Genomic DNA, 19,151 nt, shown 5'->3' on the forward strand with positions numbered 1-19,151 from the left:
CGGTAGGGAGGTGAGGCAATGAGTGCACGACCAGGTGAGGGCAGAAGCCCGGTCACCGTGGGATTTCTCGGCATCCTGATCCTGTTGATGGTGGCTTCGTCCGCCTTCTTCCTCAACTCGTTGCCACTCCTGGGGGCCGGTGTCACCTACGGTGCCAACTTCTCCGAGGCGGCCGGTCTCAAACCCGGCGCCGAGGTGCGGGTCGCCGGCGTCAAGGTCGGTGAGGTGCGTGCCGTCGAGCTCGACGGAGACAAGGTCCGGGTCGACATGCAGGTGAACAACGCCTGGATCGGTGATCAGACCAAGGCGTCCATCCAGATCAAAACCGTCCTGGGACAGAAGTACATCGCACTCGATCCGCAGGGCAGCAAGATCGCCGACCCCGACGACGTCATCCCGCTCAGTCGCACCACGTCGCCCTACGACGTGATCGAAGCGTTTTCCGACGCCGCCGAACAGGTCGACGAACTCGACACCGACCAGCTCGCCAAGAGCATGCGCACGCTCTCGGACGCATTCTCGGGAACGCCTGCCGACCTGCGGTCGTCGCTCGACGGTCTGACCCGGCTCTCGGAGACCATTGCAAGCCGTGACGAGAAGGTGCAGGAATTGCTGGCGGCCACCAAGGACACGTCGAAACTCCTGGCCGACCGGAACAACGAGTTCGAACGACTGATCTCCGGTGCAGGGGAGTTGCTGACCGAACTCAACAACCGGCAGCAGTCGATCTCGACCCTGTTGTCGAGCACGATCACCTTGTCGGATGCGTTGTCGGGCATCGTCAAAGACAACCAGGAACAGATCGGCCCGACGCTCGAAACCCTCAAGCAGGTGATCGTGATCCTGCAGGACCAGAACGAGAACCTGCGACAGTCCTTGACCTACATGGCCCCGTTCTACCGGCTCTACACCAACGTGCTCGGCAACGGCCGCTGGTTCGACTCCGTGGTGACCAACATCCTGCCGCCGGCCCTGCCGCAGCAGAACACCACGCGGCTCCCGGTCTTGAACACGACAACGCTCACCAGCGGCGGAACGGAGGCCGGCCGATGATGAGCACGGCACGCGATCTCCAGGGCACCCGGGGACCCGGGCGCTGGTTCACCCCCAAACACATCGTGTTCATCGTCATCGCGCTGATCCTGGCGCTGCTGATCGCCGGCTCGTTGTGGTGGGTCTTCAAACGCGTCACCAGTACGACCGTGACCGCGGATTTCCGCAGCAGCGTCGGCATCTACGAGGGCAGCGACGTCCGGGTGCTCGGGGTGGCCGTGGGTCGGGTGACCGACGTGACGCCGCAGGGCGACCAGGTCCGGGTGAAGATGCGGGTGGACGGCAACGTGGACCTGCCGGCCGATGTCGGCGCCGCGCAGATCACCCCGTCGGTCGTCGCCGACCGCTACGTACAGCTGACCCCGGTGTACACCGAGGGCCCCAAGGCGCCGAAGAACTTCAGCCTGCCCGTCGAGAAGACGATGGTTCCGGTGGAGGTCGACGAGCTCTACGCCAGTGTCGAGAAACTGTCGACCGCGCTCGGTCCGGAAGGGGCCAACAAGAACGGTGCACTCACCGACCTGGTGGCCACCGGTGCGGAGAACCTGGGCGAGAACGGCGAGGCGCTCGGTCAGACGATCCGCGGCCTCTCGCAAGCCGCGGACACGCTGAACGACTCGCGCGGCAACATCGTCGACACCATCAAGAATCTCGACAGTTTCGTCGGGATGCTGGCCGAGAACGATCAGCAGGTGCGCCGCTTCAACACTCAGATGGCCTCGTTCAACACTTTCCTGGCCGGAGAACGTGAACAACTCGGGACCGCTCTGGACAAGTTGTCGGTGGCGCTCGGTGATGTCGCCGGCTTCGTGCAGGACAACCGCGAGGCGCTCGGCGACGCGGTCGAAGGTCTGATCCCGACGACCCAGATGCTGGTGGACACCAAGGAATACCAGAAGGAAATTCTCGAAGTGCTGCCGGTGACCCTGTCGAACCTGGTCAACGCCTACAACGCGGAGTCCGGAACACTCGACCTGCATCTGACGCTGCCCGAATTGCAGAACCTGCTCGGTGCGCAGTGTGGCCTGCTCGACCTGGGCAAGCTCAAGCCCGGTGACCCGGCGTTCGAGCAGTTCAGCTCGACCCTGCGCCCGATCATCGACCAGTGCCGCGACGTCGCCGACCAGATCAACGACGGCATCACGACGCCGACGCTGAATCTGCCGTTCGGCATCATGAGCAACGAGAACCAGCAGAATCGTGGTCCGGTCCCGGGAACGGTGCCCGGTACCCCGGCGCCGGGATTGGGTGGCAACTGATGAACCGGTGGTTGAAAGCGGGCACGGCAGCGCTGGTCGGTGCTGCAGTGATCGCGGTGGGTGGTTGCGGTACCCAGGGACTTCAGTCGGTTCCACTGCCCGGTGGTGCGGCGCTGGGCGACAACCCGCGGACGTACAAACTCCAGTTCCTCGACGTGCTCGACCTGGTGCCCCAGTCGACCGTCAAGTTCAACGGCGTGCAGGTGGGCCGGGTCCAGGAGATCAAGGTCGCGCCTGACAAATGGACGGCCGAGGTCACCATCGAGGTGCAGAACCGCGTCGATCTCTCCGATCAGGCCCGCGTCGAGATCCAGCAGACGAACTTGCTGGGTGAGAAGTATGTGGCACTGGAAGATCCGCAGGAGAACGCAGATCTGCCCCGGCAGAATCCTTCCGAGGTCATCGGGTGTCCGGGTGTCGGCGACGCAGATTGCCGCACCCGCACCGCGACCGACATCGAGCAAGTCCTCGGTGCGCTGTCGCTGCTGCTGAACGGTGGCGGTGTCGCGCAGCTCAAGCCGATCGTCGACGAGCTGAACACCGCGCTCGACGGCCGTCAGACCGAGGTCAGGGGACTGCTCGACGAGACCGCACGCCTGATCAACGGCCTCGACGAGCAGAAGAACAACATCGTCACCGCGCTCGACGGACTGGACGCGCTCTCGAACCGGGCCCGCGCCCAGACCGACCAGATCAACCGGGTGCTCGATGAATTGCCCAAGGGCGTCCAGGTTCTCGAGGAGCAGAGGCCACAGTTCGTCACGATGCTCCAACAGCTCGACAGCCTCGGTGAGGCCGGTGTCGCGGTCCTGGGGACCGCCCGGGACGAGATCATCACCGATCTGCGGGCACTGCGTCCCACGCTCCAGGCACTGGCGCAGGCCGCGCCGGACATCATCACCGCAGCACCGCTGCTGTTCACCTATCCGTTCCCGGACAACCTGTTGCCCGCCGTGATCGGTGATTCGACCAACCTGTTCGCCAACCTCGACCTCCGACTGCTCAATCAGCTCGAGGCACTCGGGGTCGGTCAGGGCGAACCGGTGTACAGCCCCCCGAAGACCGGGCCGACACCCAGGGTCGATCCGAAGAATCCGTATTACAACGGCAATGGACCGCGCCTGGGATGGCCGACCATCACGTTGCTGCCGCTGCCCAATGCGCGGCCGGGACCGAACACCCCGCCATCGGGTGGGCAGTACGCGCTGATGCCCGAAGAGCGTGGTAGCCAGAGCTTCATCGAGGGGCCGTTGAATCTGTTGACCAATGCGAACGGAGGGATCGGATGATCTCCAAGGTCGCGAAATGGCAGCTCATCGTCTTCGTGGTCGTCGGGCTGATCGCGCTGATCTACGTCGGTGCCACCTACGCCCGCCTCGACCGCTTGGTGGGTGTGGGTTCGTACACGGTCAAGGCCGAATTCCCCGATTCCGGCGGCATCTTCACCAACGGTGAGGTCACCTACCGCGGTGTGCCGGTCGGTCGCGTCGGGCCCTTGTCGTTGCAGCCGGACGGTGTGCAGGTGGAGTTGATCCTCGATTCCGACGGCCCGAAGATCCCCGACTCGGCGATTGCGGTTGTCGCGAACCGGTCGGCCATCGGCGAGCAGTATGTGGATCTGCGGCCCAAGAACAACTCCGGGCCGTATCTCGAGGCCGGATCGGTCATCACGGACACACAGATCCCCACTCCGCTGCAGGATGTGCTGAAGTCCGCGGTCGACTTCACCGGCACGGTCCCGGTGGACGATCTGCAAACCGTGGTGACAGAACTCGGCAAGGCGTTCAACGGCAATGCCGACAATCTGGAGTCGCTGGTCGATTCACTGGCCGGCCTGTCGGAGGCGGGGTTGGACAATCTGCCGCAGACGATCTCGCTGATCCAAAACAGTGACACCGTGCTCGGCACGCAAGCCGACCAGTCGGACGAGATCCTGGCGTGGTCGCGCAATCTCGAGTTGGTGACACAGACGCTGCAGGCCTCGGATCCGGCGATCCGCCGACTGCTGACCACCGGTACCGCCAGTGCCACCGAGATCTCGCAGTTGTTGCAGGACAGCGGTGGTGACATCACGACGGTGGTCCGTAATCTCGCCGAGGACGTCCGCACGGTTGCTCCCACGTTCTACGGCATCAGTCCGGCGCTCGCGCTGCTCTCCGCGCTGTCGAGCGGCAGCTACGGCCCGACCCCCGGTGACGGCACCATCCACTTCGGAATCGTGCTCGAGGTGAACAACCCGCCGGCTTGTACGGTCGGATACGAGAGCACCGAGGCGATCATCGCGGCGGAGAAGGCCAAGAACCCCGACTTCGATCCCAACTACGACGATTTCCCGTTCAACACCGAGGCCAGTTGTGCTGTGGCGCAGGGCAATCCGACCGGTGTGCGAAGTGCCGATCGAGCCCAGTTCGCCGACCCGAACACGCCGCAGCCGTGGGACAACAACCCGAAGAAGATGCCCGACAGCCTCAACCTGAATCCGATCGCAGAGCAGATCGCCGCCCTGCTCGGTGTGCGCGAGAAGTGATGGCAGTACAAAGGCTTTCAGCAAACGTGTGTACCTTTGGCGGGCGATGACTACGATTTCTGAGCCCGGCGGCAAGCGACATCTCGGTTCGCAGCAACTGTGGCTACGAGTTTGTGCTGCCCTCGCGGCGGTCGCGCTCGTGGCCGCGGTGGTGTGCGCCGGCTACTTCGGTTACCGGTGGATCGATTCCGCCTTCTTCGGTGTCCAGAACGCCCAGGAGGTCCGGGACGACGCACAGGACGGCGCCGAGCAGGTGATCCTCAACGTCACCAACATCGATCCGAACAATTTGACGGCATTTCGCGAGCAGGTGGATTCGTCGTTGACGGGCAAGGCCCGCACGCAGATCACCGCCGAAGACTTCGAGACACTCACCAAGCAGGTCGACGAGAACGGCGACAACACCGCCACTCTGACGTCCGTGATCAAGCGCAGTGGTGTGGTGGAGTTCAACAAAGAGGACAAGACCGCCAAGGTTCTCGTCTATGTGGATGTCACCAGTGCCGTTCCGGGTGCCCAGCCGACCACGTCGAACATGGGTTTCTCCGTTGATGTGATGGATGTCGACGGCGGGTGGAAGGCCTCGGACATCCAGTCGATCGATGCGATCGGGCTGCAGGACCCGGCCGGGACCACCACCGCCCCGACAACAGGGGGTAACTGATGACCGGACCACGTAAGCCGGCCCGTCCGAGTGCGCCCCGCGGCAAGGTGCGGGTTGCCGGTAGCGGACCGTCCACCGGCAATGCGGCCGCCAAATCGCCGGACGTCGGCGACGACAAGTCAGTCTCGCTGACCAAGGGCGCGGCGAAGGGCTCCACCGCGGCATCGCCGAAGGCCCGCCCGGCCGCGCCGTCGGCCCCGACCCCCGAATCGGGCTTCCTGACGTGGCGCAAGGTGGCCGTGGTCGCGGGCATCGCGCTCGTGGTCGGGGTGTTCGCGATCATCGCGGCGTTCAAGCCCGGCGTCTCGGAGACCGGATCGAACCTCGCATTCACCAACGCCTCGGAGACGAGTGCACTCAAGGCCCAGGCCGGTGACCGGATCTGTGCAGTGCTGTCGGTGGATCCCACGAAGTTCGACGACTGGGCCAACAACGCGAAGACAGGTCTGACCGGTGAGGCGTTGACGCAGTTCAACGACTATCAAACCACGACCAAAGACCTTGCGGCGCAGAGCGGACAGGGCGCCGAATGCCAGGTCGACATGGTTGCGGTAAGCCATATGGACGACTCGAATGCGACCGTCATCACCACCATGATCATCAGCACCACCCAGCAGGGTGTCGCGGTGATGGGTGGACCGGGTCAGGCCCGGACCGAACTCGGACTACAGAAGATTGACGGCCAGTGGTTGATCAGCCGCATCTCTGATTTTTAACCTCTAAAACCGCGCGTTCCTCTTGACGCGGGGCCTTCTTGGTTGCAGTCTGTTCGCAGTAACTCCGTGGGGTTGTTTACGTGCGCCCATTTTCTGGTACAGTTGGACGTTGCGCTGGCTGCGTCCTGTCCACCTCACGATTTCACCTTCCGACCACAGAGCCTGTGGTGTTCCGGTGATCGCCGTTGACCAGGTTGTACAGCAGCGAAACACCACTAGGGCACTACGAGTTATTCGTGTTGGAAGGACATATCTTGGCAGTCACCCGCCAGTCCACCTCAACCATTCCAGGTGCGCCTCGGCGCGCCTCATTCGCAAAGATCAGCGAGCCACTGGAAGTACCCGGACTGCTTGATGTGCAGCTCGAGTCCTTTGAGTGGCTGGTTGGTTCCGCGGAATGGCGTGAGCGCGCTGCATCTCGCGGCGTTGAGAACCCCACCGGCGGTCTGGAGGACATCCTCGCCGAACTGTCCCCGATCGAAGACTTCTCCGGTTCCATGTCGCTGTCTTTCTCCGACCCGCGTTTCGACGAGGTCAAGGCCTCTGTCGCGGAGTGCAAAGACAAAGACATGACCTACGCGGCTCCGCTGTTCGTCACCGCCGAATTCATCAACAACAACACCGGCGAAATCAAGTCCCAGACCGTGTTCATGGGCGACTTCCCGATCATGACCGACCGGGGCAGCTTCGTCATCAACGGCACCGAGCGTGTCGTCGTGAGCCAGCTGGTCCGTAGCCCCGGTGTCTACTTCGATGCGAACATCGACAAGGCCACCGAGAAGACCCTGCACAGCGTCAAGGTCATCCCGGGTCGTGGCGCCTGGCTCGAGTTCGACATCGACAAGCGTGACACCGTCGGTGTTCGTATCGACCGCAAGCGCCGCCAGTCGGTCACCGTGCTGCTCAAGGCGCTCGGCTGGACCAAGGAGCAGATCGAGGAGCGCTTCGGCTTCTCCGAGATCATGATGTCGACGCTGGAGAAGGACAACACCGCCGGCACCGACGAGGCACTGCTCGAGGTCTACCGCAAGCTGCGCCCGGGCGAGCCCCCGACCAAGGAGTCGGCGCAGACCCTGCTGGAGAACTTGTTCTTCAAGGAGAAGCGTTACGACCTGGCCAAGGTCGGCCGTTACAAGGTCAACAAGAAGCTCGGTCTGGTCGAGAACCCGATGGCCGGCGCCCCGGTGCTGACCGAAGAAGACATCGTTGCCACCGTCGAGTACCTGGTGCGTCTGCACGAGGCCGACCCCAACGTGACCAGCACCATGACCGTGCCCGGTGGTGTAGAGGTCCCCGTCGAGGTCGACGACATCGACCACTTCGGCAACCGTCGCCTGCGTACCGTCGGCGAGCTCATCCAGAACCAGATCCGCGTGGGCCTGTCCCGCATGGAGCGTGTCGTTCGCGAGCGGATGACGACCCAGGACGTCGAGGCCATCACGCCGCAGACCCTGATCAACATCCGTCCCGTGGTCGCCGCGATCAAGGAGTTCTTCGGAACCTCGCAGCTCTCGCAGTTCATGGACCAGAACAACCCGCTGTCGGGTCTGACCCACAAGCGCCGCCTGTCGGCGCTGGGCCCCGGTGGTCTGTCCCGTGAGCGTGCCGGCCTCGAGGTCCGAGACGTCCACCCGTCGCACTACGGCCGGATGTGCCCGATCGAGACCCCGGAAGGCCCGAACATCGGCCTGATCGGTTCGCTGTCGGTGTACGCACGGGTCAACCCGTTCGGTTTCATCGAGACCCCGTACCGCAAGGTCGTCGACGGTGTTGTCACCGACGAGATCCAGTACATGACGGCTGATGAAGAAGATCGCTTCCTCATCGGACAGGCCAACACCAACTTCAGTGCCGATGGCGTCATCACAGATGAGCGTGTTCTGGTCCGTAAGAAGGGTGCCGAGGTCGAGTTCGTGACCTCGTCGCAGGTCGAGTACCTCGACGTCAGCCCGCGGCAGATGGTGTCCGTGGCCACGGCCATGATCCCGTTCCTCGAGCACGACGACGCCAACCGCGCCCTGATGGGTGCCAACATGCAGCGTCAGGCGGTGCCGCTGGTTCGCAGCGAGTCGCCGCTGGTCGGTACCGGCATGGAGCTCCGTGCTGCTGTCGATGCCGGTGACGTGATCATCAACGGCAAGGCCGGTGTGGTCGAAGAGGTCTCCGCCGACTACATCACCGTGATGGCAGACGACGGCACCCGCGACACCTTCCAGATGCGCAAGTTCGCGCGCTCGAACCAGGGCACCTGTGCCAACCAGCGTCCGATCGTGGACGAGGGTCAGCGCGTGGAGGTCGGACAGGTCCTCGCGGACGGTCCGTGTACCCAGAACGGTGAGATGGCCCTCGGAAAGAACCTTCTCGTGGCGATCATGCCGTGGGAAGGCCACAACTACGAGGACGCGATCATCCTGAGCCAGCGTCTCGTCGAAGAGGACGTGCTCACCTCGATTCACATCGAAGAGCACGAAATCGACGCCCGCGACACCAAGCTCGGTGCCGAGGAGATCACCCGGGACATCCCGAACGTCTCCGATGAGGTGCTCGCCGATCTCGACGAGCGCGGCATCATCCGCATCGGTGCCGAGGTCCGCGACGGCGACATCCTGGTCGGAAAGGTCACGCCGAAGGGCGAGACCGAGCTGACCCCGGAAGAACGCCTGCTGCGCGCCATCTTCGGTGAGAAGGCTCGCGAAGTTCGCGACACCTCGCTCAAGGTTCCGCACGGTGAGACCGGCAAGGTCATCGGCATCCGCGTCTTCTCGCGTGATGACGACGACGATCTGCCTCCCGGTGTCAACGAGCTGGTCCGGGTGTACGTGGCCCAGAAGCGCAAGATCCAGGACGGCGACAAGCTCGCCGGCCGCCACGGCAACAAGGGCGTCATCGGCAAGATCCTGCCCGCCGAGGACATGCCCTTCCTGCCCGACGGCACCCCGGTCGACATCATCCTGAACACCCACGGTGTGCCGCGTCGTATGAACATCGGTCAGATCCTGGAGACCCACCTCGGGTGGATCGCCAAGACCGGTTGGAACATCAACGTCGCCGAAGGTGTGCCGGAGTGGGCGTCGAAGCTGCCCGAGGACATGCTCTCGGTGGAGCCCAACACGAACACCGCCACCCCGGTGTTCGACGGCGCTCGCGAAGAGGAACTGACGGGCCTGCTGGCCTCGACGCTTCCGAACCGCGACGGCGATGTGATGGTCAACGCCGACGGCAAGGCAACCTTGTTCGACGGTCGTAGTGGCGAGCCGTTCCCGTACCCGGTCTCGGTCGGTTACATGTACATCATCAAGCTGCATCACTTGGTCGACGACAAGATCCACGCGCGTTCGACCGGTCCGTACTCGATGATCACCCAGCAGCCGCTCGGTGGTAAGGCGCAGTTCGGTGGTCAGCGTTTCGGTGAGATGGAGTGCTGGGCCATGCAGGCCTACGGTGCGGCGTACACGCTGCAGGAGCTTCTGACCATCAAGTCGGACGACGTTGTCGGCCGCGTGAAGGTCTACGAGGCGATCGTCAAGGGCGAGAACATCCCGGAACCGGGTATCCCCGAATCGTTCAAGGTGCTGCTGAAGGAACTTCAGTCGCTCTGCCTGAACGTCGAGGTGCTCAGCTCCGACGGTGCTGCCATCGAGATGCGTGACGGCGACGACGAGGACCTGGAGCGGGCTGCGGCCAACCTGGGTATCAACCTCTCGCGCAACGAAGCCGCCACCGTCGATGACCTGGCCAACTGATCACTCCGCTTTTTCTGACTGAGCTACTGAAAGGTAAATAGTGCTCGACGTCAACTTTTTCGATGAACTGAAGATTGGCCTGGCCACGGCCGACGACATCCACAACTGGTCGTTCGGCGAGGTGAAGAAGCCGGAGACGATCAACTACCGCACGCTCAAGCCCGAGAAGGACGGCTTGTTCTGCGAGAAAATCTTCGGTCCCACCCGGGACTGGGAGTGCTACTGCGGCAAGTACAAGCGCGTGCGCTTCAAGGGCATCATCTGTGAGCGTTGCGGCGTCGAGGTCACTCGCGCCAAGGTGCGTCGTGAGCGGATGGGTCACATCGAGCTGGCCGCACCGGTCACCCACATCTGGTACTTCAAGGGTGTGCCGAGCCGGTTGGGTTACCTGCTCGACCTGGCGCCGAAGGATCTCGAGAAGATCATCTACTTCGCCGCCTACGTGATCACCGCTGTGGACGACGAACTGCGCCACAACGAGAAGTCCACGCTCGAGGCCGAGATGGAGGTCGAGAAGAAAGGCGTTGCCGATCAGCGCGACGCCGATCTCGAAGAGCGTGCCAAGAAGCTCGAAGAGGACCTGGCAGAGCTGGAGCGCGAAGGCGCCAAGGCCGATGCCCGCCGCAAGGTGAAGGATGCCGGCGAGCGCGAGATGCGCCGTATCCGTGACACCGCGCAGCGCGCCCTCGACGATCTCGACGAGATCTGGGACAAGTTCGTCAAGCTTGCTCCCAAGCAGATGATCATCGACGAGAAGCTGTACCGCGAGATCCAGGACCGCTACGGCGAGTACTTCACCGGAGCCATGGGTGCCGAGGCCATCAAGCGTCTGCTCGAGGACTTCGACATCGCCGCCGAGGTCGAGATCCTGCGCGACACGATCCGCAACGGCAAGGGGCAGAAGAAGCTCCGCGCCCTCAAGCGCCTCAAGGTCGTCGCAGCGTTCCACCGGTCGGGCAACTCGCCGCTGGGCATGGTCCTCGACGCCGTGCCGGTGATCCCGCCGGAGCTGCGTCCGATGGTCCAGCTCGACGGTGGCCGTTTCGCCACGTCCGACCTGAACGACCTGTACCGCCGCGTGATCAACCGCAACAACCGCCTCAAGCGACTGATCGATCTCGGTGCCCCCGAGATCATCGTCAACAACGAGAAGCGGATGTTGCAGGAGTCCGTCGACGCACTGTTCGACAACGGCCGTCGTGGCCGTCCGGTCACCGGACCGGGTAACCGCCCGCTGAAGTCGTTGAGCGATCTGCTCAAGGGCAAGCAGGGTCGTTTCCGTCAGAACCTTCTCGGCAAGCGCGTCGACTACTCGGGCCGTTCGGTCATCGTCGTCGGCCCGCAGCTCAAGCTGCATCAGTGTGGTCTGCCCAAGCTGATGGCGCTCGAGCTGTTCAAGCCGTTCGTGATGAAGCGTCTCGTCGACCTGAACCAGGCGCAGAACATCAAGTCCGCCAAGCGGATGGTCGAGCGTCAGCGCCCGGCCGTGTGGGACGTCCTCGAAGAGGTCATCGCCGAGCACCCGGTTCTGCTGAACCGTGCGCCGACGCTGCACCGTCTGGGCATCCAGGCATTCGAGCCCCAGCTGGTCGAAGGCAAGGCCATCCAGCTGCACCCGCTCGTGTGTGAGGCCTTCAACGCCGACTTCGACGGTGACCAGATGGCAGTGCACCTGCCGCTGTCCGCCGAGGCGCAGGCCGAGGCCCGCATCCTGATGCTGTCGTCGAACAACATCCTGTCGCCGGCATCGGGCCGTCCGCTCGCCATGCCGCGTCTGGACATGGTGACCGGTCTGTTCCACCTGACCACGCTCAAGCCCGAGGCGGTCGGCGCGTACACCGCATCGACCGGCGACGACGTCGAGCGCGGTGTCTACTCGACACCGTCCGAGGCTCAGATGGCCGTGGACCGTGGCGTGCTCAGTGTTCAGGCTCCGATCAAGGTCCGGCTGACGCATCAGCGTCCGACCCGGGCGATCGAGCGCGAGCAGTTCCCCGAGGGCTGGAAGTTCGGCACCCCGTGGACTGTCGAGACCACTCTGGGACGCGTGCTGTTCAACGAGCTCCTGCCGAACGACTACCCGTTCGTCAACGAGCAGATGCCGAAGAAGCGTCAGGCCACGATCATCAACGACATGGCCGAGCGCTACCCGATGATCGTCGTCGCGCAGACCGTCGACAAGCTCAAGGACGCCGGCTTCTACTGGGCCACCCGTTCGGGTGTCACCATCGCGATGTCCGACGTGCTCGTGTCGCCGAACAAGGGTGAAATCCTCGAACGGTACGAGGACCGGGCCGATGGTCTGGAGCGCAAGTTCCAGCGTGGTGCCCTGACCGCTGCCGAGCGTCGTGACGCACTGGTGGAGATCTGGAAACAGGCCACCGAAGAGGTCGGTACCGACATGGAGCGGCACTACCCCGACGACAACCCGATCCCGATGATCGTGCAGTCCGGTGCCGCGGGCAACATGACCCAGATCCGCTCGCTGGCGGGTATGAAGGGTCTGGTGACGAACCCGAAGGGTGAGTTCATCCCGCGTCCGATCAAGTCCTCGTTCCGCGAGGGTCTGACCGTCGCCGAGTACTTCATCAACACGCACGGCGCCCGTAAGGGTCTGGCCGACACCGCGCTTCGTACCGCCGACTCGGGTTACCTGACCCGTCGTCTGGTGGACGTCTCGCAGGACGTCATCGTGCGTGAGACCGACTGTGGCACCGAGCGTGGCATCAACACGGTCATCGCCGAGCGTCAGGCCGATGGCTCGCTCATCCGCGATGCCCACGTCGAAACGTCGACGTTCGCACGGACGTTGGCCGCGGACGCGATCGACGCCAACGGCAAGGTCATCATCGAGCGCGGATTCGATCTCGGTGATCCCGCGATCGAGGCTCTGCTCGAGGCCGGCATCTCGCAGGTCAAGGTCCGTTCGGTCCTGACCTGTGGCACCGGCACCGGCGTCTGCGCCACCTGCTACGGACGGTCGATGGCCACCGGCAAGCTCGTCGACATCGGCGAGGCCGTCGGTATCGTCGCGGCCCAGTCGATCGGTGAGCCCGGTACCCAGCTGACCATGCGTACGTTCCACCAGGGTGGTGTCGGTGACGACATCACCGGCGGTCTGCCGCGTGTCCAGGAGCTGTTCGAGGCCCGTGTCCCCAAGGGCAAGGCCCCGATCGCCGAGGTCTCCGGCCGGATCCGTCTCGAGGACGACGATCGCTTCTACAAGATGACGATCATCCCCGACGACGGTTCGGAAGAGGTTGTCTACGACAAGATCTCGAAGCGTCAGCGTCTGCGTGTCTTCAAGCACGACGACGGCACCGAGCGTCTGCTCGCCGATGGCGATCACGTCGAGGTCGGTCAGCAGCTCATGGAAGGTGCTGCCGATCCGCACGAGGTCCTGCGTGTCATGGGTCCCCGTCAGGTGCAGATCCACTTGGTCAACGAGGTCCAGGAGGTCTACCGGAGCCAGGGTGTGTCGATCCACGACAAGCACATCGAGACGATTGTTCGTCAGATGCTGCGTCGCGTGACGATCATCGATTCCGGTGCGACCGAGTTCCTGCCCGGTTCGCTCACCGAGCGGGCCGAGTTCGAGGCGGCCAACCGTCGCGTCGTGGCCGAGGGTGGCGAGCCCGCTGCCGGACGTCCGGTGCTCATGGGTATCACCAAGGCATCGCTTGCAACCGAGTCCTGGTTGTCGGCGGCGTCGTTCCAGGAGACCACTCGCGTGCTCACCGATGCGGCCATCAACAGCCGTAGCGACAAGCTCGTCGGCCTCAAGGAGAACGTGATCATCGGTAAGCTCATCCCGGCCGGAACCGGTATCAACCGGTACCGGAACATCCAGGTGCAGCCGACCGAAGAAGCACGTGCAGCTGCGTACGCGGTGCCGTCTTACGACGACACCTACTACAGCCCGGACGGCACCTTCGGTGCCCCCTCGGGTGCGGCTGTCCCGCTGGACGATTACGGATTCAGCAGCGACTACCGCTAGGTAAACGCTACAAAGGCGGGCGCTCCCTTTCGAGGGGGCGCCCGCTTTTTGTTGCCCACTGACAGATTCGCGCCACTTACCTGCGTGCGCGCCGGTTGCAACCGGCGCGAACGTCGGCAAGTGGCGCGAATTTGGATGTGCACAGCAGCGGCGCTGATCCACAGGCCGGGCGTCCGAGCGTCATGGGAGCGTGAGTTCGGTCGGTGCCGCCGCTGAATGTCGGTGCATGAGCGAACCCAACATCGAAGACCCCAACCTCGTCCGTCGCCGTGATGCAGTCCAGATCGGCGAACTCGATCGGCAGCTGGCCACCCGCGTCAAGACAGGTGAGATGCGTCGTTTGTACCGCGGTTTCTACACTTTCACCTCAGACCTGGCTGCGCTCGATCAGTTTGCCCGCGAAACGGAGATCTACCGGCGGCAGGTCCTTGCGGCTGCCGACAACGGTGAGCCGGGCAAGGCGATCAGTCACTGGTCTGCCGCAGTCCTGCATGGACTCCCGGCGCTCAACGGTGACCGATCCCGGGTCCACTTCACGGCAAACCGAATCGGAGGAGGCCACCGGAAGGGCCGGGCATGTGTCGTGCACGGGGCGAAGTGGGAGCCAGACGAGGTGGTCACGGTTGGTGAGTTCCTGATGACCTCGCCGGCGAGGACGGCAATCGATGTCGCGCGCTCCGGGACGTTCTTCCAGGCGGTGTGTGTGCTCGACGGCGCGATGTACGCGGGGGTGTCGCGATCCGAACTCGAGACCGTTTTACGACGCAGCGCAGGCAGGACCGGCGTCTCGATTGCTCGCGCAGCGCTCGCGGTGGCCGACGGGAAGTCCGAGAGCGTCGGTGAATCCCTCTCTCGCGCTTTGATGTTGAGCTTCGGCGACATACCGGTTCCACGTCTGCAGCACAGGTTCTCGACCCCGGATGGAACGTTCGTGGCCCGCACCGATTTCGATTGGGGTTCTCTGGTGGCCGGTGAGTTCGACGGCTACGCAAAGTACATCCGCTACCTGCGTCCCGGTGAAACGACCGAGCAGGCGTACGAGCGGGAGAAGTGGCGTGAGCAGAGGCTGCGTCGCTTAGGGGTCGTCGTCGTGCGCTGGAACTGGAGCGATCTGGAGAAGCCGGGACGCCTGCACCGGATCTTGGTGGAGGCGCTGACCGCGCATGGCCTGATGGCTGCTGCCTGATCCCGAATTCGCGCCACTTACCCGCGTCCGCGCCTGTTGCAACTGGCGCGAACGCAGGCAAGTGGCGCGAATTTGGGGTGGGGGAGGGGGTCAGGGTCAGGTGTCGTCGCGAGAGGGCAGGTACTGGACATTCCAGGAGTTACCGTCGGGATCGGCGAAGTAGACGAAGTGGCCCCAGGTCTGGATGTCCACTTCGCCGGGATCGACGCCCACCGATAGCAGATGGTCCCTCGCCTCGTTGATGTCGGTGACGCAGACCTGCAGGCCTTTCACCGATCCGGGTTCGGAATCGATGAGACCTTTGCCGAAGGCGATGGAGCAGTCCGATCCCGGTGGGGTCATCTGCACAAAACGGATGTCGTCGGACACCGTCTGGTCGTGGTCGAGTTTGAATCCGATCTTCTTGTAGAAGTCCCGGGCGCGGTCGACGTCGGTGACCGGCAGCGTGATCACTTCGAGTGTCCAGTTCATGACGGTTCCTCTGGTTGTGGGTTCACTGTGGGCTGACCTCAGTGTCCCAGCAATCCAGGACAGATTTGGTCCGTTGAGGTTGACGGTTACCAGCTTGGTGAATCGGCTGACGTGACTCGCCGGCCTGGGTTGTAATCCGTCCATGACCTACGACATCGTGATCCGTCGCGGGCGGTGGTTCGACGGCACCGGCCGCGCGTCAGAGATCCGTGACATCGGGATCCGTGATGGCCGCATCGTCGAGATCTCCGCTGAATCTCTGGAGGCCGACGGTTGCTCCGACGTCATCGACGCAACGGGTTTGTGGGTCCTGCCCGGGATGGTCGACATCCACACGCACTATGACGTGGAGGTACTCGGCGGTCCGGCGTTGAGCGAATCGTTGCGCCACGGCGTCACCACGGTGCTGCTGGGTTCCTGCTCGCTGTCGACGATCCACGTGGACGCCGAGGTTGCCGGTGACCTGTTCGGGCGGGTCGAGGCGATCCCGCGGCAGCACGTCATCTCGAACATCGAGCAACACCGAACCTGGCGGACCGCGGGCGAGTATGTCGAGGCGCTCGAGTCTCTCGCCCTGGGCCCCAACGTCGCGGCGTTCATCGGGCACTCCGATATCCGCGCCGCGACCATGGGCCTCGACCGCGCCACCCGAGGCGATGTCACGCCCACGCCTGCCGAGCAACTCCGAATGGAAACCATGCTCACCGAGGCGTTGGATGCGGGCTTTTTGGGGTTGTCCTCGCAGCAGCTCCTCTTCGACAAACTCGACGGCGTGCTCTGCCGGTCCCGCACGCTCCCGTCCACGTACGCGAAGCGGCGGGAATTGCGGAGGCTCAACGCGATCCTGCGGAAAAGGGCGAGAGTGCTGCAGTCCGGCCCGGACATCTCCCGGCCGCTCAACGTGCTGTCGCAGGTGCTGACGTCCCTGGGTTGGGGGCGCCCAAGACTGAAGACGAGCCTGCTGTCTGCGGCCGACATCAAGGCACGTCCAGAGGTGATCCACGCAATGGGTCCCATCGCGAGGGGCGTCAACCGGCTCGGCGGCGATTTCCGGTGGCAGCATCTGCCCGTCCCGTTCGAGGTGTACGCCGACGGTATGGAACTCGCCGTGTTCGAGGAATTCGGGTCCGGAGCGGCGGCGCTGCACCTGCAGGGCGAGATCGATCGCAATGAGCTGATGCGCGATGAGAATTACCGCCGCGCGTTCCGTAAGGACTACGACAAGAAGTACGGACCACGGGTCTGGCATCGGGATTTCTTCGACGCCGAAATCGTCGAGTGCCCGGACAGCGTCGTGGTCGGAAAGACCTTCGGCCAGGTCGGACTCGACCGCGGCGGGCTGCACCCGGTCGACGCCTACCTCGACCTCCTTCTCGAGCACGGGACGAAAGTCCGTTGGCGCACCACCATTTCCAACCATCGGCCCGAGCTCCTCAAAAAGCTCGCGAAGGAACCCGGGATCCAGATCGGGTTCTCCGACGCAGGGGCGCACCTGCGGAGCATGGCGTTCTACAACTTCGGACTGCGACTGCTTCGGCACGTACACACCGCCGCCGAGGCCGGTGCGCCGTTCATGACCGTCGAGCACGCGGTTCACCGGCTGACCGGCGAGCTCGCCGACTGGTACGGGATCGACGCCGGGCACCTGCGCGTCGGTGATCGGGCCGATCTGTTCCTACTCGACCCCGAGTATCTCGACGCATCGCTCGAGGACTATCGGGAGGCCGAGGTCGAACAGTTCGGAGGGCTCTCGCGGATGGTCAACCGCAACGAGCGCACCGTCCGCACCGTCATGGTCAATGGGGAGACGGTGTTCACCGGTGACCGACCGGCAGATGCACTCGGGCACAAGAGGTTCGGCCGTTTCCTACCCGCGAGAACTACTGAAAAGAGGTACGAGCGTGTCAGATGACAACAAGTCCGCGGTCCTGGGTCTCTGGGCAGCATTGAGCAAGCGGGACTGGGAGGGGGTCAAGGGGTTTGTGTCCGACGACTGCATCTACGTCGACATGCCGCTGGGGCCCGCCGCTGCGGCGCGTGGGCCCGACGACATCGTCAAGCGGCTCAAGGTGGGCTTGGAACCGCTGTCCGACTACATCAACCACGACGGTCTCCTGATCTCCAGCGGCCCCGACGTGATGTACGAGCACAGCGAGACCTGGACCTGGCCCACCGGCGAGTCCGCGACGCTGGCATTTGTGACCGTTCACAAGGTGTCGGGCGGCAAGATCACCCGATGGAAGGACTACTGGGACTTCGGCGGGTTGGCATCGACGGCTCCGCCGGACTGGATGGAAAAGCTGGCCGCCTCCGACATGTCCTGGATGTACGACGCCACCGGACAGATCTGATGGCGACCGGGCCTCAGTAACACGGGCTGGCCTTTCCGGGCGCCTGACCTCGTTCTGTCATATTGTCGGCAGGGATGACAACGCCTCCGGTTCGCCGTTTCCGAGCGATCATGCACGTCGACCTGGATCAGTTCCAGGTCTCGGTGGAGCGCCGCCGGAACCCTGATCTGGTCGGTGTTCCGGTGATCGTCGGGGGCACCGGCGATCCGATGGAGCCGCGCAAGGTCGTCACCTGTGCGTCCTACGAAGCCCGTGACCTCGGGGTTCGGGCCGGGATGCCGCTGCGATCAGCGTTCCGCAAGATGCCGGAGGCCATCTACCTCCCGCTGGATCACCCGTCGTACGACGTGGCCTCCGATGAGGTGATGTCGACGCTGCGAAGTTTCGGGTATCCCGTCGAGGTGATCGGCTGGGATGAGGCATTCCTCGGGGTTCCGGTCGACGACACCGACGTCGACCTCCGCGAGCTCGCCGGGTCGATCCGCCGGCGCATCCTCGACGACAACCAGCTGTCGTCGGCCGTGGGCATCAGCGACAACAAGCAGCGGGCCAAGATGGCCACCGGGTTTGCCAAACGTGAGCCGGAGCATGTCTTTTCGCTGGACAGCCAGAACTGGATGCCGATCATGGGGGAGCGGGGTGTCGGTGATCTGTGGAGCGTGGGGCCGAAGACGACAGCCAAGCTCGAGAAGCTGGGCATCATGACGGTGGCGCAGTTGGCGGCCGAGGACCGCGGCCACCTGATCGCAGAATTCGGCCCGCATCTGGGCAACTGGCTGAACCTGCTCTCGCGTGGGGGTGGTGACATCAACGTCAGCACCGAACCGTTCATCGCCCGCTCGCACAGCAAGGTCGAGACATTTCCGGCCGACCTCACCGATCCCGCAGAGATCGACGACGCCGTCCGGCGTCTCACCCGGGAACTGCTGGACCAGGTGATCGTCGAGCAGCGCATACCGTTTCGGGTGGCGGTGACGGTGCGCACCAAGACCTTCTACACCCGCACGAAGTCGCACAAGTTGCCGGCGCCCACCACCGATCCGGCGGTTCTGGAAGCCGAGATGCTCGACGTCCTGCACAAGTTCGAACTCGATCGTCCCATCCGCTTGCTCGGGGTGCGCTTTGATCTGCTGATGCCTGCCGAGAACTGAGCGTTCAGTGCTAGCTTCAAGGCCAGAACGCGA

At 63.9% G+C, this 19,151-nt stretch carries 13 protein-coding genes; 12 read left to right on the forward strand and 1 reads right to left on the reverse strand.

The features are described from left to right. Window positions 1-18 precede the first annotated feature (18 nt). From AC51GR_RS02980 to AC51GR_RS03020, 9 genes are all read left to right on the forward strand, one after another. The gene (locus AC51GR_RS02980) at window positions 19-1,053 is read left to right on the forward strand and encodes an MCE family protein (RefSeq protein WP_496323138.1); all 1,035 of its coding nucleotides are present in this window, start codon (window positions 19-21) and stop codon (window positions 1,051-1,053) included. Further along, a complete protein-coding gene (locus AC51GR_RS02985) occupies window positions 1,053-2,312 on the forward strand; it encodes an MCE family protein (RefSeq protein ID WP_496323346.1) in 1,260 nt (419 codons plus the stop codon). The genes AC51GR_RS02980 and AC51GR_RS02985 overlap by 1 nt, the downstream gene beginning before the upstream one ends. Further along, window positions 2,312-3,601 (forward strand): MCE family protein, encoded by a 1,290-nt coding sequence (locus AC51GR_RS02990; RefSeq protein WP_496323139.1) that lies wholly within the window; start codon window positions 2,312-2,314, stop codon window positions 3,599-3,601. Before AC51GR_RS02985 ends, AC51GR_RS02990 begins: the two co-directional genes overlap by 1 nt. Next, window positions 3,598-4,839, forward strand: coding sequence for an MCE family protein (locus tag AC51GR_RS02995; RefSeq protein WP_496323140.1), 1,242 nt, complete (start codon window positions 3,598-3,600; stop codon window positions 4,837-4,839). Before AC51GR_RS02990 ends, AC51GR_RS02995 begins: the two co-directional genes overlap by 4 nt. Window positions 4,840-4,885: 46 nt before the next feature. Further along, a complete protein-coding gene (locus tag AC51GR_RS03000) occupies window positions 4,886-5,503 on the forward strand; it encodes a hypothetical protein (RefSeq protein WP_496323141.1) in 618 nt (205 codons plus the stop codon). Beyond that, entirely contained in the window at window positions 5,503-6,219 is a 717-nt protein-coding gene (locus tag AC51GR_RS03005) for a hypothetical protein (protein WP_496323142.1), read from the forward strand. Before AC51GR_RS03000 ends, AC51GR_RS03005 begins: the two co-directional genes overlap by 1 nt. 236 nt (window positions 6,220-6,455) lie before the next feature. Beyond that, on the forward strand, window positions 6,456-9,962 hold the full coding sequence (gene rpoB / locus AC51GR_RS03010; RefSeq protein WP_496323143.1) for a DNA-directed RNA polymerase subunit beta: 3,507 nt from the start codon (window positions 6,456-6,458) through the stop codon (window positions 9,960-9,962). A 40-nt stretch (window positions 9,963-10,002) separates the two neighbouring features. Continuing rightward, window positions 10,003-13,959 (forward strand): DNA-directed RNA polymerase subunit beta', encoded by a 3,957-nt coding sequence (locus AC51GR_RS03015; protein WP_496323144.1) that lies wholly within the window; start codon window positions 10,003-10,005, stop codon window positions 13,957-13,959. Between the two features lie 226 nt (window positions 13,960-14,185). Continuing rightward, window positions 14,186-15,145, forward strand: coding sequence for a hypothetical protein (locus tag AC51GR_RS03020; protein WP_496323145.1), 960 nt, complete (start codon window positions 14,186-14,188; stop codon window positions 15,143-15,145). A 96-nt stretch (window positions 15,146-15,241) separates the two neighbouring features. Here AC51GR_RS03020 and AC51GR_RS03025 read toward each other — a convergent pair whose 3' ends face one another. Beyond that, on the reverse strand, window positions 15,242-15,616 hold the full coding sequence (locus AC51GR_RS03025; RefSeq protein WP_496323146.1) for a VOC family protein: 375 nt from the start codon (window positions 15,614-15,616) through the stop codon (window positions 15,242-15,244). 142 nt (window positions 15,617-15,758) lie between these two features. On the opposite strand from AC51GR_RS03025, the gene AC51GR_RS03030 reads away from it, so the two are divergent. From AC51GR_RS03030 to AC51GR_RS03040, 3 genes are all read left to right on the forward strand, one after another. Continuing rightward, entirely contained in the window at window positions 15,759-17,528 is a 1,770-nt protein-coding gene (locus AC51GR_RS03030) for an N-acyl-D-amino-acid deacylase family protein (RefSeq protein ID WP_496323147.1), read from the forward strand. Next, a complete protein-coding gene (locus AC51GR_RS03035) occupies window positions 17,518-17,967 on the forward strand; it encodes a nuclear transport factor 2 family protein (protein ID WP_496323148.1) in 450 nt (149 codons plus the stop codon). The genes AC51GR_RS03030 and AC51GR_RS03035 overlap by 11 nt, the downstream gene beginning before the upstream one ends. A gap of 74 nt (window positions 17,968-18,041) precedes the next feature. After that, window positions 18,042-19,118 carry a DNA polymerase IV gene (locus AC51GR_RS03040; RefSeq protein WP_496323149.1) on the forward strand — a complete coding sequence of 359 codons (1,077 nt, stop codon included), beginning with the start codon at window positions 18,042-18,044 and terminating at the stop codon, window positions 19,116-19,118. Window positions 19,119-19,151 lie beyond the last annotated feature (33 nt).

Source organism: Williamsia sp. z71 (genome assembly GCF_059553375.1).